General features: G+C 45.0%; 9 protein-coding genes. 4 read left to right on the forward strand and 5 right to left on the reverse strand.

Annotated features, from left to right (window positions below):
- The first annotated feature begins 38 nt into the window (after positions 1 to 38).
- From V3V99_13925 to V3V99_13935, 3 genes are read left to right on the forward strand one after another with little or no spacing between them, the layout of a single operon-like run.
- Positions 39 to 818 carry an SLC13 family permease gene (locus tag V3V99_13925; GenBank protein MEE9443756.1) on the forward strand — a complete coding sequence of 260 codons (780 nt, stop codon included), beginning with the start codon at positions 39 to 41 and terminating at the stop codon, positions 816 to 818.
- A 19-nt stretch (positions 819 to 837) separates the two neighbouring features.
- Positions 838 to 1362, forward strand: a complete 525-nt coding sequence (locus tag V3V99_13930; protein MEE9443757.1) for a response regulator — start codon at positions 838 to 840, stop codon at positions 1360 to 1362.
- Between the two features lie 23 nt (positions 1363 to 1385).
- Positions 1386 to 3089, forward strand: a complete 1704-nt coding sequence (locus V3V99_13935) for a cation:proton antiporter (GenBank protein ID MEE9443758.1) — start codon at positions 1386 to 1388, stop codon at positions 3087 to 3089.
- A gap of 301 nt (positions 3090 to 3390) precedes the next feature.
- Here the strand turns inward: V3V99_13935 and V3V99_13940 are convergent, their stop codons facing one another.
- The 3 genes from V3V99_13940 to V3V99_13950 all read right to left on the reverse strand — a co-directional run bounded on the left by V3V99_13940 (position 3391) and on the right by V3V99_13950 (position 9795).
- The gene (locus V3V99_13940; protein ID MEE9443759.1) at positions 3391 to 6150 is read right to left on the reverse strand and encodes an FG-GAP-like repeat-containing protein; all 2760 of its coding nucleotides are present in this window, start codon (positions 6148 to 6150) and stop codon (positions 3391 to 3393) included.
- A gap of 329 nt (positions 6151 to 6479) precedes the next feature.
- Entirely contained in the window at positions 6480 to 7988 is a 1509-nt protein-coding gene (locus V3V99_13945; GenBank protein ID MEE9443760.1) for a pitrilysin family protein, read from the reverse strand.
- A 25-nt stretch (positions 7989 to 8013) separates the two neighbouring features.
- Positions 8014 to 9795, reverse strand: a complete 1782-nt coding sequence (locus V3V99_13950; protein MEE9443761.1) for a pitrilysin family protein — start codon at positions 9793 to 9795, stop codon at positions 8014 to 8016.
- Positions 9796 to 10012: 217 nt separating this feature from the next.
- Between V3V99_13950 and V3V99_13955 the strand changes: the two genes are divergently transcribed.
- Positions 10013 to 11128 carry an MBL fold metallo-hydrolase gene (locus tag V3V99_13955; protein ID MEE9443762.1) on the forward strand — a complete coding sequence of 372 codons (1116 nt, stop codon included), beginning with the start codon at positions 10013 to 10015 and terminating at the stop codon, positions 11126 to 11128.
- Position 11129: 1 nt separating this feature from the next.
- On the opposite strand, the gene V3V99_13960 is transcribed toward V3V99_13955, so the two are convergent.
- The gene (locus V3V99_13960) at positions 11130 to 14003 is read right to left on the reverse strand and encodes a serine hydrolase (GenBank protein MEE9443763.1); all 2874 of its coding nucleotides are present in this window, start codon (positions 14001 to 14003) and stop codon (positions 11130 to 11132) included.
- Between the two features lie 37 nt (positions 14004 to 14040).
- Positions 14041 to 16362, reverse strand: a complete 2322-nt coding sequence (locus V3V99_13965; GenBank protein MEE9443764.1) for a M43 family zinc metalloprotease — start codon at positions 16360 to 16362, stop codon at positions 14041 to 14043.
- Positions 16363 to 16636 lie beyond the last annotated feature (274 nt).

A 16636-nucleotide genomic window follows, 5' to 3' on the forward strand; every position in this document is an offset into this window, starting at 1 on the left:
TTTTGTGGCATATATGATGCCTCTCCCGATTAAGGTGAATGATCTACGGATTTCCCTTTGTACCGATAATGGCACTGGTTATCGCAGCATATTTCTACCTGCGTTTCCGCTCAAAAATCAAGGTGAAATCGCTCAATGTCTCAGCCATAGTGCGTCAGGCTTCCGACCAGATCGGACCTATGAATCGAAACGAGTATCTCACGGCGGCGGTTCTGATTATCGTCATAGCTCTTTGGATCGGTGCCAGCGATACTTTTGGCATGGGCGGTCCGATCATTCTTGGACTGGTTGCCTTGAATATAATGCGAATACTCAAATGGCGTGACTTTACTTCAATCCACTGGGAAGTGATCGCCCTGTATGCCAGCGCCAGCGCCTTGGGCAAAGGCTTAGCTGAAACAGGCGGAGCGCTGTTCCTGGCCGACAGCTTCCTCGGTATTCTACCGGAATTCATGAGCGAGGGAACAGAATTAGCGATGGCCGCCAGCCTGTTCAGTGGGCTCGCCACCAATTTCATGAGCGACGGAGCGACAGTTTCAGCGATTGGTCCAATTACCGTGCCGATGGCGACTATCAGCGGTACACACCCCTGGATGGTTGGCTTTGCGAACGCATTCGCTTCGTCATCTGCTCACATGCTTATAATCGGTACACCCTCAAATGCAATTGCTTATGCCATGGCTAAAGATCCGGTGACCGGCGAGCAATTAGTAACTCTCTCCGATTTCCTCAAGCATGGCGCTGTTGTGCTAATATTATCGCTTGCGGTTCTTTGGGGATGGACTATATTTGGCTATTGGCGATATATAGGGTTTTAGGTAAAGGAAGGAATGATCCATGTCAGATAAAATCAGGTTGTTGATTGTGGACGACGAGGAAAAGTCCATCGAATCCATCGCCAAGCGATTGGAAATGAGGGATTTCGAGGTCCGTACAGCTACACGCGGCGCGCAGGCTGTCGAGATCGCGCGCGAGGAGAAATTCGATCTTGCTTTGTTGGATCTCAAGATGCCCGGCATGGATGGGAAACAAGTGCTTGAAATACTAAAGCAGGAACACAAGCATATTGAAGTAATAATCTTAACCGGTCACGGATCTGTCGATTCCGCAGTCGACTGCACCAAGCTCGGAGCTTTCGGCTATCTACCCAAGCCATACGAACTGGAGAAACTGCTCGACACCCTGCAACAAGCTTATCAAGTACGTATGGAGAAGAAATTCCAGGTAGTTCAGGAGCGGATGGACAAAATCGCCAAACTGGCACCGGCTCCAGTGCGCTTGCCATCCTGCGGGAACTCAAGAAGCTGGATGATGAAGAAAAGTAATCTCAAGCAATTCAGTGGGATGAATGTACAGCTGTAAACGTCAAACGACGATAAAGCAATATGCATGAATTGGCTTATCTCCAAGACCTCGTAATAATACTCGGTTTCGCGATTATTATAGTAATCGTATTCCATAGGCTAAAGTTACCACCCATAGCTGGTTTCATCCTGTCAGGGATACTCGTAGGTCCCCGGGGTTTTGGGTTGATCAATGATGTTCACCAGGTCGAAGTGCTGGCCGAGATCGGGGTCGCATTACTTCTGTTTGGAATAGGAGCGGAGCTTGCGCTGAAGAAACTACGGCGTTTGTGGAAGCTCGTTGTGGCAGGCGGTTTTCTACAAGTGGGGCTTAGCACAGCCGCTGCCTTCGCAATAGCCAGAATGGCTCATTTGTCAAGCAGCTCGGCCATATTCATCGGCCTTGTTGTGGCATTATCCAGTACTGCTATTGTCTTACGAGGATTGCAGCAGCGAGGGGAAGTTGACGCACCACACGGTCGCTTGATATTGGGGATTCTTGTATTCCAGGACTTCAGCGTCGTACCCATTATGCTGGTTATCCCACTACTGACCGGAACGGACTTGAATGCCGGAGTGTTCTTTGTCACGTTGGCGAAATCTGTAGGAATAATTGTTGTCGTCTTGCTCCTGGCTATACTCATAGTGCCCCGAATCCTAAGCCTTGTTGCCAGGACCAGGCAAAGACAATTGTTCATCCTTTCTGTATTTCTGATTTGTCTGGGAACGGCATGGCTGGTTACCAAATCCGGCGCTTCTCTTGCGGTAGGGGCGTTCCTGGCGGGATTAGTTGTTTCAGGAAGCGAATATAGACATCAGGCACTGGCGGACATGATATCGTTCAGGGAGATCTTTGCCAGTCTGTTTTTTGTGTCGATTGGGATGCTGCTGTCACCTTTGATGATTCTTGACAATCTTGTACCGATCTTTGCCATTCTGGCTGCAATCCTGCTTGGCAAGTCTGTGATTGTCTTCATTACCGCGGCAGTACTGCGCATGCCGATGAGAGTATGTTTAATCGCGGCCGTCGCATTGGCACAGATGGGAGAGTTTTCTTTCATTCTACTGTTCTCCATACAGGGTACAGGGTTGATTGCAAAATCTCTTGAGAGCAGTTTAGTCTCAGCGGCGATTCTCTCTATGTTCTTCACTCCTTTCGCCATGTCTTATGGTCCTCAGCTTGCGGCCGGGCTTGGTAAGTTCAAGCGCCTTAAGAGCCTGCTCAAGGTTGATTCAGCCGAGGACGCACCCGATGCCGTCGGTAAAATGCGCGACCACATAATTGTCAGCGGGTACGGTTTTGCCGGAAGGGAATTATCACAGGTTCTTGAGGGATACAATATCCCATATGTGATAGTGGATCTCAATATTGAGAATGTAAGAAAAGCATCTCGAGAAACAGGAAGAGCAGTATTCGGCGATGTTACAAGCCAGGGTGTGCTCAATAAGTTGGGGATTGAAAACGCTCGAGAACTTGTTCTCCTGATAAACGATCCCAGCGCTGCCGAGCGGGCAGTACGAGTTGCTCGTGGGCTTGCTCCCCGCTTATTTATAACCGTACGAACTTTCTACTTGCTCGATATCGAACCTCTTCTCGCAGCGGGCGCCGATGAGGTCGTACCTGCTGAAAGGGAAGCTGCAGTTCAGGTTGCGATTCAGCTACTGAAGAGGCATCGGGTAGACAATCAACAGATTGCCAAACAGGCATTAGTTATCCGCGACCATTCCGAAGACAGCAGTTCCTGATCCTGGTCACAGCGACTAGCCAGCTTAGCTCGTAAGGATTAGGGCGTTAGTCCCAACTGATTGTTTATCGACACCTTTTTTTCGATCGCCGCCAACTGCAATGGACGCCTGAATCCTGGGGTGAGCGTGTACTATTGATAAGCGGATTGATCGCGGCCATATCTCTTCTTACACTTTTCTAACAGGCCGATCCAAAACAGTAGAATCGCCAGCCAAATAAATAGCTCCACAATTGCAGAATGATTGTGGAGCCAATATTTCAAAATATAAACTAAATGACGCCTATTTTTACATCAATACTCTACCAGGCTATATCACAATCGTCACACGTACCCGGGCCACCTTTGAAAACGACATTAATTATATACACGGCGTCACCCACATTGGTATTTCCATCGCAGTTGGCGTCGCCCTTTCCAATTGGATTCGGAGGCGGTCCTCCCTTAAATATATGACTGATTAGAAATACGGCATCGCCGATATTTACAATTCCATCATTATTGGCATCACCACAATGATTACCCGGATTGGGGTATATATTGATAACATACAGGCAGTCGTAATCGGGTTCGCCAACTGGTTTAATCCGCCAATAATACGTAGTTGTGTCCGTCACATCCAACGGTTCATCGGTGGTGAATTCGTTTCCGTCAATTGTCAAATCATAGAGGATGTTATTGAAATCATAATCACCGGCTAATTGGAAATCAAACTGCCCATCTCCCAGCCACATAAAAGTAGGTGGATTTATATGGGTAATTTTCCCGGGACGAGGTACGGCTGGAAAGTGATCGCCTGCGTAAAACGTAAATTGATAACCTTCCGGTCGCATCGGCATATCTTTGGCCAGACGATAGAGACGGCCGTTAATCGTAAATTCCAATGTGAAACTCTCACCTTCCGTCACGTTTGGTTTGGGAAGGGCGTCAATTGTATATGCTTCATTTTCAACAACGCCCAGGACGAGATAATCATCGATAATATCATTGGGATCGACATTGCGCCGGTAATATTCTCCCGATGGCATTACATTTTTTATCCGATTGAAAACTTTACCATCCGAAGAATTAAGCTCGATTGAGGCGTTATCATATGCTGTCAATGTAAGCGATTGCGGCAAATAACCGGCTGGATTTGTTTGATTTTCCAAATAATATAGCGAATTGCCTTGCATAACAGAAACCGACGCTGCCATTAAATCAAGATCACCATCCAGATCGGCGTCAAAACAATCAATATATTGCGGTACATGGTTGGCGATTTCATATCTCATTTCATTTGAAAATGAACCATCTCCTTCCCCAAATAAAATTCCGATGTATTTCTGGGAACCGTTGACAAAGGCGATATCGAGCTGATTATCGTTATTGAAATCACCGACACAATTACCAAAAACCTGGCCTCTGATGTCATGAATCACATGCTGACTGAAGGTCCCGTCGCCGTTGCCAAGATATATGACTATCTCACTTCGCTCCCCGCCAACAGAAGGTGTGGAGATACACAGATCGTAAATATTATCGTCATTAAAATCGCTGCCATTGTTGGTTATTTCAACATCCAGAGTGGCGTACACTTGTGAATGAAATTCTTCCTCGGTAAATCCGCCGACACCGTCGCCCAGATATATTTTTATTCCACTTTTGGTTCCAATGGCCAGATCATCGACTCCATCCTCGTTAAAATCGGCACAGTTTACGGTAACGGCTGAATCGAAAGTGGGAATTATAGAGATGTATGAAAAATCGCCCTGTTCGTTTCCGGCATAAATCCGAACACCGTCATGCCAGGTTGAGGCGGCATCTATATAATTATCACCCGTAAATTCTCCGCAAATAATATTGCGGGTCACATGGCCGTCATTTGAAAAACCTGATAAAGAAAAAGAATTAGCGCCATCTCCTTCAGCGGTGAGAACCCGATAAGGCCCGTTTTCAAATCCCATCAATAGGACGTCCAAATTGCCGTCATCATTATAATATCCGGTTTGAGAACCAAATTTCGGTTCCATATCTTCGTGAGCAAATACTCTCTGCCAGCCTTCTGACAAATTCAAATCATATAGCGCCATCGTTGGAGTTAAATTACTACCTGTTCCGCTGATAAATAATTCAGGATTGTCATCATCATCGAAATTGCCGTGAGCCAGACCATTGGCATTACAAACACCCGTTATTTCATCAATATCCATATCAACCAAATAATATAAACTTTCGACAACCTGAATCACAACGCTGTTGACTTCACATAATTCTTCTGTGTCACAGATTCTGAATACGGCTGTCCAGACCCCAATGTCATTGGCTGTGACATCCCATTCAAAGAGTGCCGGGTTCGCCTCGCTGAGAGTTGGCGTGTTTTCCGGTAATCTTGTGTCATCGTCGTAACCTGCCAGCTCAATCAGTTCAAGTGTAATCTGTAAATCTTCGGGTGAATACCCCTCAATTTCAAAACCGACGGTTTGACCGGCAATTGAGGAAATATAACTATCGGGAACCGTTAATTCAGGAGGTAATGTTCCCTCGATGATTTCAATCGTGGTTGAAGTAAATTGAGGTGTATAGCTGTTAATGTAATCCCATCGTTGTAATGCAAATGGAGCTCCCGGTGGAAAATAGGAGGAATCAATAGTAATATGGCCGGTACTGATGCCCGTGAAATAAAGAAGAAGAATCGGGTCATTTCCCGGAGGTAATGGATTTCCAAACCATGTGCCATTGACAACATGAAGACTATCGTATCCAATACAAGTTTCTTTTCGCGACCTTATCAACCGAAAATCCATAACAGATGGGTCATTTTGGCGATTGATATAAACGACCGAATCATATTTGGCACAGCCACCGTCATCCGAAAAAATAATAAGACCAGATGTATTTCCCCTGACTAATTCATCGTTTACGACTGTAAACGTGAGTGGAATTGATCTTCCGACAATCAGCGGTCCTCCCTCGATCTTAACGGTATCAGGAAGTCCCGGATCCTGAGCCAAACAATTGGCCCCGGCCACGACAGTTAGAATACATATGACGATATTAATAAATCGTATCCATGATTTCATAACGCCCTCCCGGACAAGTCTCTATTATGGCCGAATGATTAATACTCTGCTATGCCCACAGCCTGTGATTAGTACTCCTGAAATCTGCCTATGTCCCTTATTACTTTCATGATTCAAATACAAATTTAACTGTCAGGTGCCCCAATTCTATCGCACCATAAACGATAGAATTTCATTTGGTGAAGGCAGGCGAGATGGTTACCTATCCAAAGATAGGCATTTGTAAAAATCATGCAACATATTTTTTGAGTCATTATTACTAACAGAAAAATTCTGTTAAAATTAAAAAAGCCCTCTCCAACGCGAGGGCTTTTTTAAGAATATATCGTCTATTCAATTTCCAACGTCATTGGATTACGTAAAGGCAGGATGGTAATTTCGCCAAAATCGGCAAAGCTATCATCGTGCTTGTCTGAACCCTTTTGAACCGCTTCAGGGTCGCCGACTACCAGAAATACTAATTTATTAGGATGCAAATATTTTTGGGCGGCGGCCAGAACATCATCCGGTGTAACCGCTTCCATGTTTTTCTTATAATTCTTCCAGAAATCCCCCGGACGGTTAGTATATTCATCATCGGCAAAAGTGTTGACAATCGTATTTTTATTGGTGAATGGATTGACCATGCGACCTATAAAGCTGGCCTTTGCATTTTCAACAATTTCCGCATCGCATTTTTCGGTGCGAATGCGATTAATTTCCTTGACGATGATACCGGATCCAAATGCGGCCGTAGAATGCTTGGTCTGAAACCATGACCGGAATGTTCCCGGATACAAAATCGGCCGGCCAAAAGCGCTACCGGCATTATATGCCAATCCCTCGTCGGAACGAATTCGCCTGACAATACGAGACGTAAATCCGCCCCCGCCAAGAATATTATTCATCACCCGCAAGGCATATTGATCGGGTATATCGCGTTTAACCCCGAGATGGCCAACCCTGATGCGAGACTGGTTGACGTCATCTTTCTTCACTATATAAACGCCCGGTTTGGCTTCCGAAATCTGTTCCGGAATTTCCGGAAGAACTAAATCCTTATCCGGCCAAATGGTAAAAAGATTATTAAGTTTGGCGAGAATTTCATCGGTTTTGAAATCACCGGACACGGCGATAATAAAATTACCGGGGAAAAAGTATTTTTGATGAAAAGCTGCTAAATCCTCGCGGGTAATGGTATTTACCGATTGCTCAGTACGTCGATAAGGTGTCGTGTGGGGATGATCGCCATATAATAAAAATTGCCATTCTCGTGATTCAATCGCCGAAGTCGAAGCGTTGCGCTGCTCCAAATCGGAAAGGATATCGGTGCGATAGAGATCCAGCGCCTCCTGGTCAAAGACCGGGTAACGGAGAATTTTCTTTAGCAATTCCAGACTTTCATCTATATCTTTGGACAGGCAAAAGAGATTGGCCGAACCGCGCGTGTTGCCAATATTAACCGACAGATCACCGGCCAAGAAGGCGAGACGCTCATCAATTTCTTTCGCCGTCATTCCTTCAACCCCGCCGTTGCGCATTAAATAGCCGGCCATGTCGGCCAGTCCGGCCTTTTCCAACGGATCATAAATCGAACCGGTACGAACAAAAATCGTTAGATCAAAGGTCGGTACTTCGTTATTTTCGGCGATGTACGCGGAGGCGCCGCAATCCAATTTATGATGATATTTTCCCGCGTCAGGAGGCTGATAGTTTAGGTCATCGTATTTAAGTTTGTCGGGATGGTCAACGATATCATCAGCCCTTACGATTGAACCAAAAATTATGACGGCCGTCAACGCCAAAATCACCACAAGCGTGACCGACCGATATAAAAACAAGTTTGATAATCTTCTCATTTTCGTATCTCCTATGGCGTGCGCCTTATTTCTTTTCGGCCGCCTTTAATTCTTTAAGATGATCATTGGCGATTTTCAATATTTCTTCCATCTGGGCTTTCTCATCGGGATTTTCGGTTTGATCGATCCTCGCAGAGAACATACCAATCATTTGACCGAGTCGGTCGGTGTCTGTCATTGATTTTATCATCTGGACCATTTGGACAAATTGCGTATCGCGCGCCCCTTCAGATCCTTCGGTAGCTTTGGCGTTGATTATCAAGATATTTTTCTGATCATCGGCGAAATATATATTGGCCACTCGCTGAATATCTTCGGCCGTAACCAAATCGCACATTTCGGGATTATTATTAACTTCTGTCCAGTCGCCCATAGCCGCATTCATGCCCAGAGTGAATAGAATACCGATACCGGACATGATATCCATGAATTTGATTTTATCTACCCGCATCTGGTTCTTGACTTTTTGCAATTCCTCTTCAGATACGGGATTTTCCTTCAGGTTCGCAATTACTTCATACATCGCCTGTTCGAGTTGTTCGGCATTGATACCGGATAATCCTTCGGCCGATACATAAAACGCCCCGGCGTATTTTCGTGAATCCTGAGTAGCATTAACAGCTAAGCCACTTCCACCAAACATACCGCCTCCGCCTCCGGAACTTTTGGCAATGCCTTTTTCTTCGACCAATTTTTTGTATAGATGCCCGGTTTTGCCGTTTAAGATACCGGCCAGGACCTCAAGAGCATAGCTATCCGGATTCTTCCAGGCAGCGGTATGGTACCAGATTTGAGCTTGCGGATTGGTTTCGGCCTGAGCTATTAGCCGTTTTTCACCGTACTGTTTTTCCTCGAGAGTTATCACGTCGGGAGGTTCGGTCGTCCCGCGGGGAATGCGATCAAAATATTTCCGAACCATTTTAATCATATCGTCAGGATTTAAGTCACCTACCAGAATCATTGTCAAATTATTGGGCGCATAATAAGTGTCATAATAATCCATTGCCTGAGCCCTGGTTATACTTCCCAAATCAGACGGCCAGCCAATAACACCCCAATGATACGATGATGATTTCCAGAACATGGCCTGGAATTCCTCTTCTATCAGTCCCGTGGGAGTAGATTCAATCCCCAACCTTCTCTCCTCACGTACGACATTCCGCTCCGAATAGAATTCCCGGAAAACCGGTTTTTTGAAACGGTCAGATTCCATCCACATATACAGTTCAATTTTGTTTTTGGGGAGTCGAACAAAATACCCGGTGACATCCTCAGAAGTGAAGGCGTTTAGAAAAAATCCACCGTGCTTTGAATATTGTTCATTTAGCTGGTCTTTAATAATAAGTTCTCGCTGTTCGAGAATAAGGCTATCAAACACTTTCTCAATTTCACGGTAGCGCGGGGTTTTGGCGTCTGGGTCCAGCATATCCGTAATTTTTCCCCGTCGCAAATTCTCTCGCATGATGCATTCTTCAGCCTGTAACAATACTCGCAGTGAATCGAGCCGCGCCATAATTTCCCGATCGCGCTTGATGTCTTTGGTTCCGATGATTTCCGTTCCCTTGAACATCATATGCTCAAATAGATGCGAAATTCCCGTTATGCCCGGTACTTCATTGGCCGACCCGACCCGGGCAAATATCGAGGCCATGATAGTCGGAGCCTCGTGTCGCTCGACCATCAAAACCTGCATTCCGTTATCGAGCCGGTATTCTTTGGCGTCAATGTTTTGCGCGGCCGCCGGCACGACGGCGGCAAAAAGCAATAACGCGCCGATAAGAATAAATTCAACATGGCGTCTGATCATGAACCACTCCTTCCTGGATTTATCATTTCCTGGATCAATCTATGCTTCTCCTGCCCCTTCAAGATTTGGAAATTGAAATATAAGTCTAACTCGTCATAAAAATCAAGAGGGCGAGACGATTTTTGAGGATTATCAATTATTTGCTTTAACAGTTGACCTCTTTGGAATAACCATCTATTATCATAATGATATTATGCGATGGTGGAAGATTATAAAAATGATGTTCCTGGTTTTCGGCGGTCTGTTTATTTTAGGTCTGATTGTATTTATCATTTCAACCGATAATCTATCACAATTTGGCGCAAACCCAGCCGGCGTCCGGTTGGAACGAATTAAAAACTCACCCAATTTTGATGGTAAAGGCTTTATCAATCCCAATAAATATGTTGAAGAATTCACGGCCCTTGAAACGATTAAAATGACTTATCGATTCTTTTCTTATTCAGAGGAAAGGGAGCCGTCGGTGGAACTACCCGTTAAACATATCGACTCCGCTACAATTGCCAATAATCCCCAAAATGAATTACGGGTTTCCTGGATGGGCCATTCCACGGCATTAATTGAGATAGATGGTAAACGAATTCTCACCGACCCCATCTGGAGCGAAAGAAACTCACCATCAACCCTTTGGGGACCCAAAAGGTTTCATCCTGTACCGATACAACTTAACGAATTGCCGCCTCTTGATGCGGTAATTATATCACATGACCATTATGATCATCTCGATAAGCCAACCGTTGAATCTCTCTCTCAAACCGGGGTTCATTTTTATGTTCCTCTTGGTGTAGGCGCACATCTGGAAAAGTGGAATGTTCCCTTATCTCAAATTCATGAATTGGATTGGTGGGATGAGATTGATTTACCCGAGTGTTCCGTAAAGATATTGGCCGTACCGGGTATGCATTTTTCCGGACGCCGTCTGCCCGGAAAAAATCCAACCCTCTGGGTATCCTGGATAATTATGGGTACAAAACAAAAAGTCTTCTTCAGCGGCGATACGGGAGAATACTCTGAACACGCTGAAATCGGCCGGAAATACGGTCCCTTTGATTTTACTCTGATTTCAATTGGAGCTTACGGAAAATTATGGCCCGCTATCCATCACACTCCGGAGCAAGCTGTAGCGACTCATTTGGCCTTAAACGGAAAAATATTCCTTCCGATTCACTGGGGAACGTTTAATCTCGCCTTTCATGAATGGTTCGAACCGCCGGAAAGATTGTTGAATGCCGCCGAAGCGGCCAATATTAAGTTCGCTATTCCTAAACCGGGTCAAACAATCACCGATTCAGATATTCCCCCGCATGAAACTTGGTGGCGCGACTACAAATAAATCAGCAGCCCTCACATGGCGCCGGGCCGCCTTTGAAGACATGATTTATAAGATATACGGCGTCTCCGACGTTTGTCGCGTCATCGCAATTGGCATCACCGGCTTCAATTGGATCGGGGGCCGGCCCACCTTTGAATACGTGGTTGATTATGAATACAGCGTCACCGACATTGACGTCGCCGTCGCCGTTAGCATCACCGCATTTATAATCGCATAAATCCCCAATCCCATCACCGTCAGTATCCTCCTGATTGGGATTAGGCGTTGCTGCGCAATTATCACACCCGGCAAGAATCCCATCGGTATCGGCATCACCGAAAGAATAGACATAAACCTTACCGGCGTCACTACCGCTCTCATTATCAAATCCTTCAGAGCCAACAATTAAATCTCTGACTCCATCGCCATTAATATCTGATGAGCCTGAAATGAAGCTTCCAAACCACGAAAAGTGCACTTCCGAGGATAACAGATACAACAAACTACCATCTATGCCTGAATGGATATAAACCCTATGGGCCTGGATTTCGCTATAAGCATAGTCATCATATCCGTCATTATTAAGATCACCCATGCCGCAAACTCTCTCCCCAAGAAGCCCCTGCCAAATTCCTTCATGTGTCCGAAATGTAGAAAGATCATTGGCTGAAATAATATATACTTTTCCGCCATTATTTAATTTTCCCTCAAAACTACCGGCGCCAATAATAATATCATCAAGCGCATCTCCGTCCACATTGCCGACTCCTGCAACAGAACAACCAAACCGATCGCCTGGATTTTCCCCAGTAAAAAAATGTAGTAATGATCCATCGCCTGAGTAAATATAAACCTTCCCGGAGTGGTATCCGTTGTCGCTATTGTGTTGAGCGCCGACTACAAAATCAGGCATTCCGTCATTGTTAAAATCCCCGGCAGATGACAGAGATACTCCAAAATTTTGACCAGTCGCTTCACCGTAAACACTAAAAAGAAAATCCCCGCTGCTCCCCGAATAAGCCGATACCATACCAAGACCGCTGCCGTTTATTTGCAGTGAACCGATCAAAATATCGGATACCCCATCCGAATCAATGTCACCAATACTGGAGACTGAGTATCCCATTAGTTGATCGATAGAACTTCCCAAGAAAGTATGAATGACAGAACCGTCAGCCCCGGAATATGCATAAGCCTTGCCAGCGTTTGCGGCACCTTGGTCATTTCTATAAGCGCCAACGAGGAAATCGTCAATCCCGTCATCATCAATATCTCTAATTCCGCACAGGCTGTAACCAAATCGGTCTACCGCATATTCACCTTCAAGGGCATACAGAGTATCAAAGTCTTTACCTGAAAAGATATATACTTTTCCGATTTCATTGTCGGGCCCTATATCTTTGTAGGGTGATCCGATACCAATATCATCAAAACCATCGCCATTCACATCTCCAACGCCACTGACACATTTTCCTAAATAATCACCGGTAAATTCACCTTCAAAAGAAACTACTTCTTCAAAACACTGGCAATCATCACCAATTCCATCTCCATCACTATCCTGCTGGCCCGGATTATAAACAAGCGGGCAATTATCCAATCCCGATATCAAGTCATCGTTATCATAATCTCTCGAGAATTCAAACATGGCAGCTTCTATGTAACCAATCCCACCGTTCCATATATTTGTCAGAATAATAAATCCTGTGCGCTCTTCAGGATCAAAATACATTCTTGTATCAGCCCCCCAAGACTGCCCTCCATGTCCCCAGGAATCATTATTCAGGAAAAGAAATTCGTACCAGCCCAAACCTTGTAAACGGGTGCTCCCTGCATCTGTATCAGGATAATGAATCGTTCTCATCATTTCTACAGTAGTACTGTCAAGAATTCTGTTACCTTCAATTTGACCGTATTGCATAAAAGCAATCATATGACGGGCCAATTGTTGCGCACTGGAGCGAACCTGCATGCATGGGTAAGGACCGATTCCATAATGCCCAAAGGGTTCATTAGCGCTTCCTGTCCATTTATAGGGAATAGCAACATTATCCTGGTTTAGATTGGAAATAAACCAGGATGTTTCATCCATTCCAATCGGTTGAAAAATAGAATCCTGGCAATATTGCCCCAGCGACATCCCCGATACATTTTCTATAACGCACCCGGCCAAAGCGAAGCCAAAATTGCTGTACCAAAAATATTCACCGGGGCGACGGCTTATGTAATTTAAGACTGAATATCGAGATCCTCCCGAAACCAAAACAGATTCCATATAATCACAATTTGATATTGGAAAATCACTGGTCGTATTGGTGTCAAGCTCGGAAGTCCATATGTCGTTCCTATTGTCAAGGCCTGAGGTATGCGACAAGAGTGTCCGCATTGTAATCGCATCATCCGGGTACCAGGGATTAATAACATCAAAGGGCAGATAATCATTGACATTTGCATCAAGGTCCAAAAGCCCATCCTGCCATAAATGGGCGGCGGCGTTGGCCACAAATGTTTTGGAGATTGACGCCAAATAAAATAGAGTTGTATCTGAAGCTGGTATGCCTTGTGCCAAATCAGCATAACCGTATGATTTGCTGAATACAACCTGATCCTCAAGTATCGCAAGGATTACAACTCCGGGCATATGATACTCCGCCATAGCTGCCTCGACAATTGAGTCAAGCACAGTCTCGGTGAATTTGGATAGTACTTTAAATGCCTTTATACTACCCGTATCGGGTAGAGGACTATCTAATAATCGCTGCTCAAATTCCGAGTTAAAACGAATATAATCCTGCACTGGTGTAAATGGGTCGGGCTCCAATTGCGCCAAACCATTTGCCGTTAGGATAGATGCAATAACTGTACAAAAAACCAGAATCTTAGCCAATTTTTTCATAATTTACTCCAAATTCATCCAAAACATTCCTTTGAGATTACCCACACCCCGCACATGGCACCGGACCGCCTTTGAAGATGTGATTGATCATATAAACCGCATCTCCGACATTGCAGTCTTCATCACAGTTGACGTTGCAGCTTTCAATCGGATCGGGGGCCGGCCCACCCTTGAAAACGTGATTGATAATAAAGACTGCATCGCCGACATTGACGTCACCGCCGCCATTAGCATCACCGCATTTATAATCGCAAACATCTCCAATATTGTTTCCATTGAGATCGATTTGATCCGGATTATACGTATCGGGACAATTATCCAATGCATCGGTTATGCAATCGCCATCACTATCAGGGAAAACTCCCCGGGCCAGTAGGGTTGCGTCGGCGAGAGCGGGATCAAGGTCGTCAGAACCGGTACCGGAAAATATTATCGCCGCCTGGAAAAACTCAGTTTCACCCGGTTCCAGGATTACTTCACCGAATGATATTAGTGTTGATACATCAGTTGAATTCAGCGATCCCGTGCTGCTGGCGGAAACCAATTCACGATACGCATCGTTATCGGTCAAGCCGCTATTGGGATAAATTAAATCCGGGTTGGAGATTATGCGTAAATTTGGGCCAGAACCGCAACTTTGCAATACGGTTAGGGCCACCGATTGAGAGGCGCCATTGGTACCATCTGTCGCGATGACCATGTCACCGCTGATAAAGGCATAGTTATCGCCCGAATTGTCAATATCAAAATCACAGAATATTCCGGCGACTATATTCAGAGCGGTATCGCACGGATTAGAAATAGTATAGTCGATTTCCAAAGCCGAACAACTGTCAAGGTCCAGGTTATTATAACCGTAATGATAGCTCACCGAACCGTGCAGCCTGTTATCATTAGTCACATATCTAATCGTCTGAGTATTACGACCGGCCGCGTCAATATCGCTCACATAAGAATCAATAACAGAAAAATCTTCCGCGCCATACGCATCCATGTATGTTGTCGTATCGGTCCCATCAATGACTCCAATTAGAAGAGAACCGTCGTAGAGAATATTGCCAAATCCGGCCGGTACAAAACCGGTGCCGGACAGATCAGATATTCCCGGCGTGTTGGGTACCGTAAATGTCAGACATGTGGAACCGGTCGTGAGATGCTCGTTGGTCGGAACCGCGTACACGACCGCAGGCGTTATCGGAATTGACGCGATTGTCACTTCGGAGTGAGTTGTATTGAAGATGACAGTATCTTCTCTGGGCCCAAGATCGCATTCACCGGTTAAGGCAGAAGCATTAAAACTGACGATATAAGACACTGTATCATCCTGATTCAGGGTAACTGGTACGGTACCGGATACATTGATAATTCCGATTGAGGTGGAAAAGGATATAACATCAAATGGTGTCTCCGAACTGTTAATAATCTTGATTACCGTATCGGAAGTTTGTCCGGCAAGGGTGGGCAGCGTTTCAATCACGCCCGGCAGCACAATAAAACCGTCGATACTAAAGGCTAACTCGGATCGTAGAGTCAGAAGCGTTGTTCTGAATTTTTCGATTTGCATGTCGCTATGGAAATCACGACAGGATTTCCGGGAATATGACATTATATTTTCGACCTGAGGATTATACGTTTCAGAACCGCATGACGCGGGAGATGTATCAGTTCCGGTATAAGTACAGGTGGCATCTACGAGACCCGAAAGAGTCGGATCAGCGGGGGTGTCGCAAATCAAATCGCCAGCTTCGATACAATTACTTCCATCAGGACATTCATCACCAAAGGCGGTTTCATGAGTATGATAAAGATTAAAATAATGGCCGATTTCATGAACCAGAGTGGAATTTATAATAAGCTCTCCGGCGCAATTATTGCTCATGATTATACCCTGCGTCCCGGAAAACGAAAACGACGAAAGACCGCAATAAGGAAAATCCGATTCATCGGGTAAATAGTAAATATTTACCGCTTCGGGAACGACATTGACGCTTCGGAGTTCATCGTAGCGGTGTCCATCAAAGAAAAATACGTCATCATCGATATAATCCAGCGAATACTGATAAATGCTGACATTCAAGGGCGCGAAAAGTACATTTGCGCTATCAGTCGAAGCGGTCAAATCGGTTAAAGAAAAGCCGCCGGTACCGTCTGAACGACGCACAATATGATAGGCAATCGGGATTTCTATATGAGTGGTCGTGCTTAGAGTCTTGGAAGCAAATTGCATCTCGCGCTCTATTCTCAAGGCCTGCTCAACCTGTTCGGGATTGATGACTGTCCCGCAATCGCTGTCTTGCGCCTGAATATTAAAAGCGGCAATCAAAATAAAAAATAATCCAAAAAAGCTAAAAATTCTCATAATGGCCTTCTGCTGTTTGTAATTTTTGTACATTAGTACGTAAAAAACGTGTAATCATGCAGCCCCATAAGTCAGTATTGGCTAAATATAACGAATTTTGGGAATTATAAAACTCCTTTTTAAGTCCTTCATACCGGGAAAATATTAAAAAATATCTGGAACCGATAAAATATTGGGAAATATAATTCTTATTTAACGGGATAGGGTCGTTGAAGGAGCGGAGGTAGCCTTAAGTCTGTCGGCCTTGACAGATTGGCTTTAGTTGTTTATAATC

This window comes from Candidatus Zixiibacteriota bacterium, assembly GCA_036480375.1.
Lineage (GTDB): Bacteria > Zixibacteria > MSB-5A5 > GN15 > JAAZOE01 > JAZGGI01.

Excerpts from the sequence above, each read along its gene's own strand:
- V3V99_13965 (MEE9443764.1), bottom strand. The coding sequence starts at position 16,362 with ATGAGAATTTTTAGCTTTTTTGGATTATTTTTTATTTTGATTGCCGCT.
- V3V99_13935 (MEE9443758.1), top strand. The coding sequence starts at position 1,386 with ATGCATGAATTGGCTTATCTCCAAGACCTCGTAATAATACTCGGTTTC.
- V3V99_13940 (MEE9443759.1), bottom strand. The coding sequence starts at position 6,150 with ATGAAATCATGGATACGATTTATTAATATCGTCATATGTATTCTAACT.
- V3V99_13960 (MEE9443763.1), bottom strand. The coding sequence starts at position 14,003 with ATGAAAAAATTGGCTAAGATTCTGGTTTTTTGTACAGTTATTGCATCT.
- V3V99_13945 (MEE9443760.1), bottom strand. The coding sequence starts at position 7,988 with ATGAGAAGATTATCAAACTTGTTTTTATATCGGTCGGTCACGCTTGTG.
- V3V99_13930 (MEE9443757.1), top strand. The coding sequence starts at position 838 with ATGTCAGATAAAATCAGGTTGTTGATTGTGGACGACGAGGAAAAGTCC.
- V3V99_13925 (MEE9443756.1), top strand. The coding sequence starts at position 39 with ATGATCTACGGATTTCCCTTTGTACCGATAATGGCACTGGTTATCGCA.
- V3V99_13955 (MEE9443762.1), top strand. The coding sequence starts at position 10,013 with ATGATGTTCCTGGTTTTCGGCGGTCTGTTTATTTTAGGTCTGATTGTA.
- V3V99_13950 (MEE9443761.1), bottom strand. The coding sequence starts at position 9,795 with ATGATCAGACGCCATGTTGAATTTATTCTTATCGGCGCGTTATTGCTT.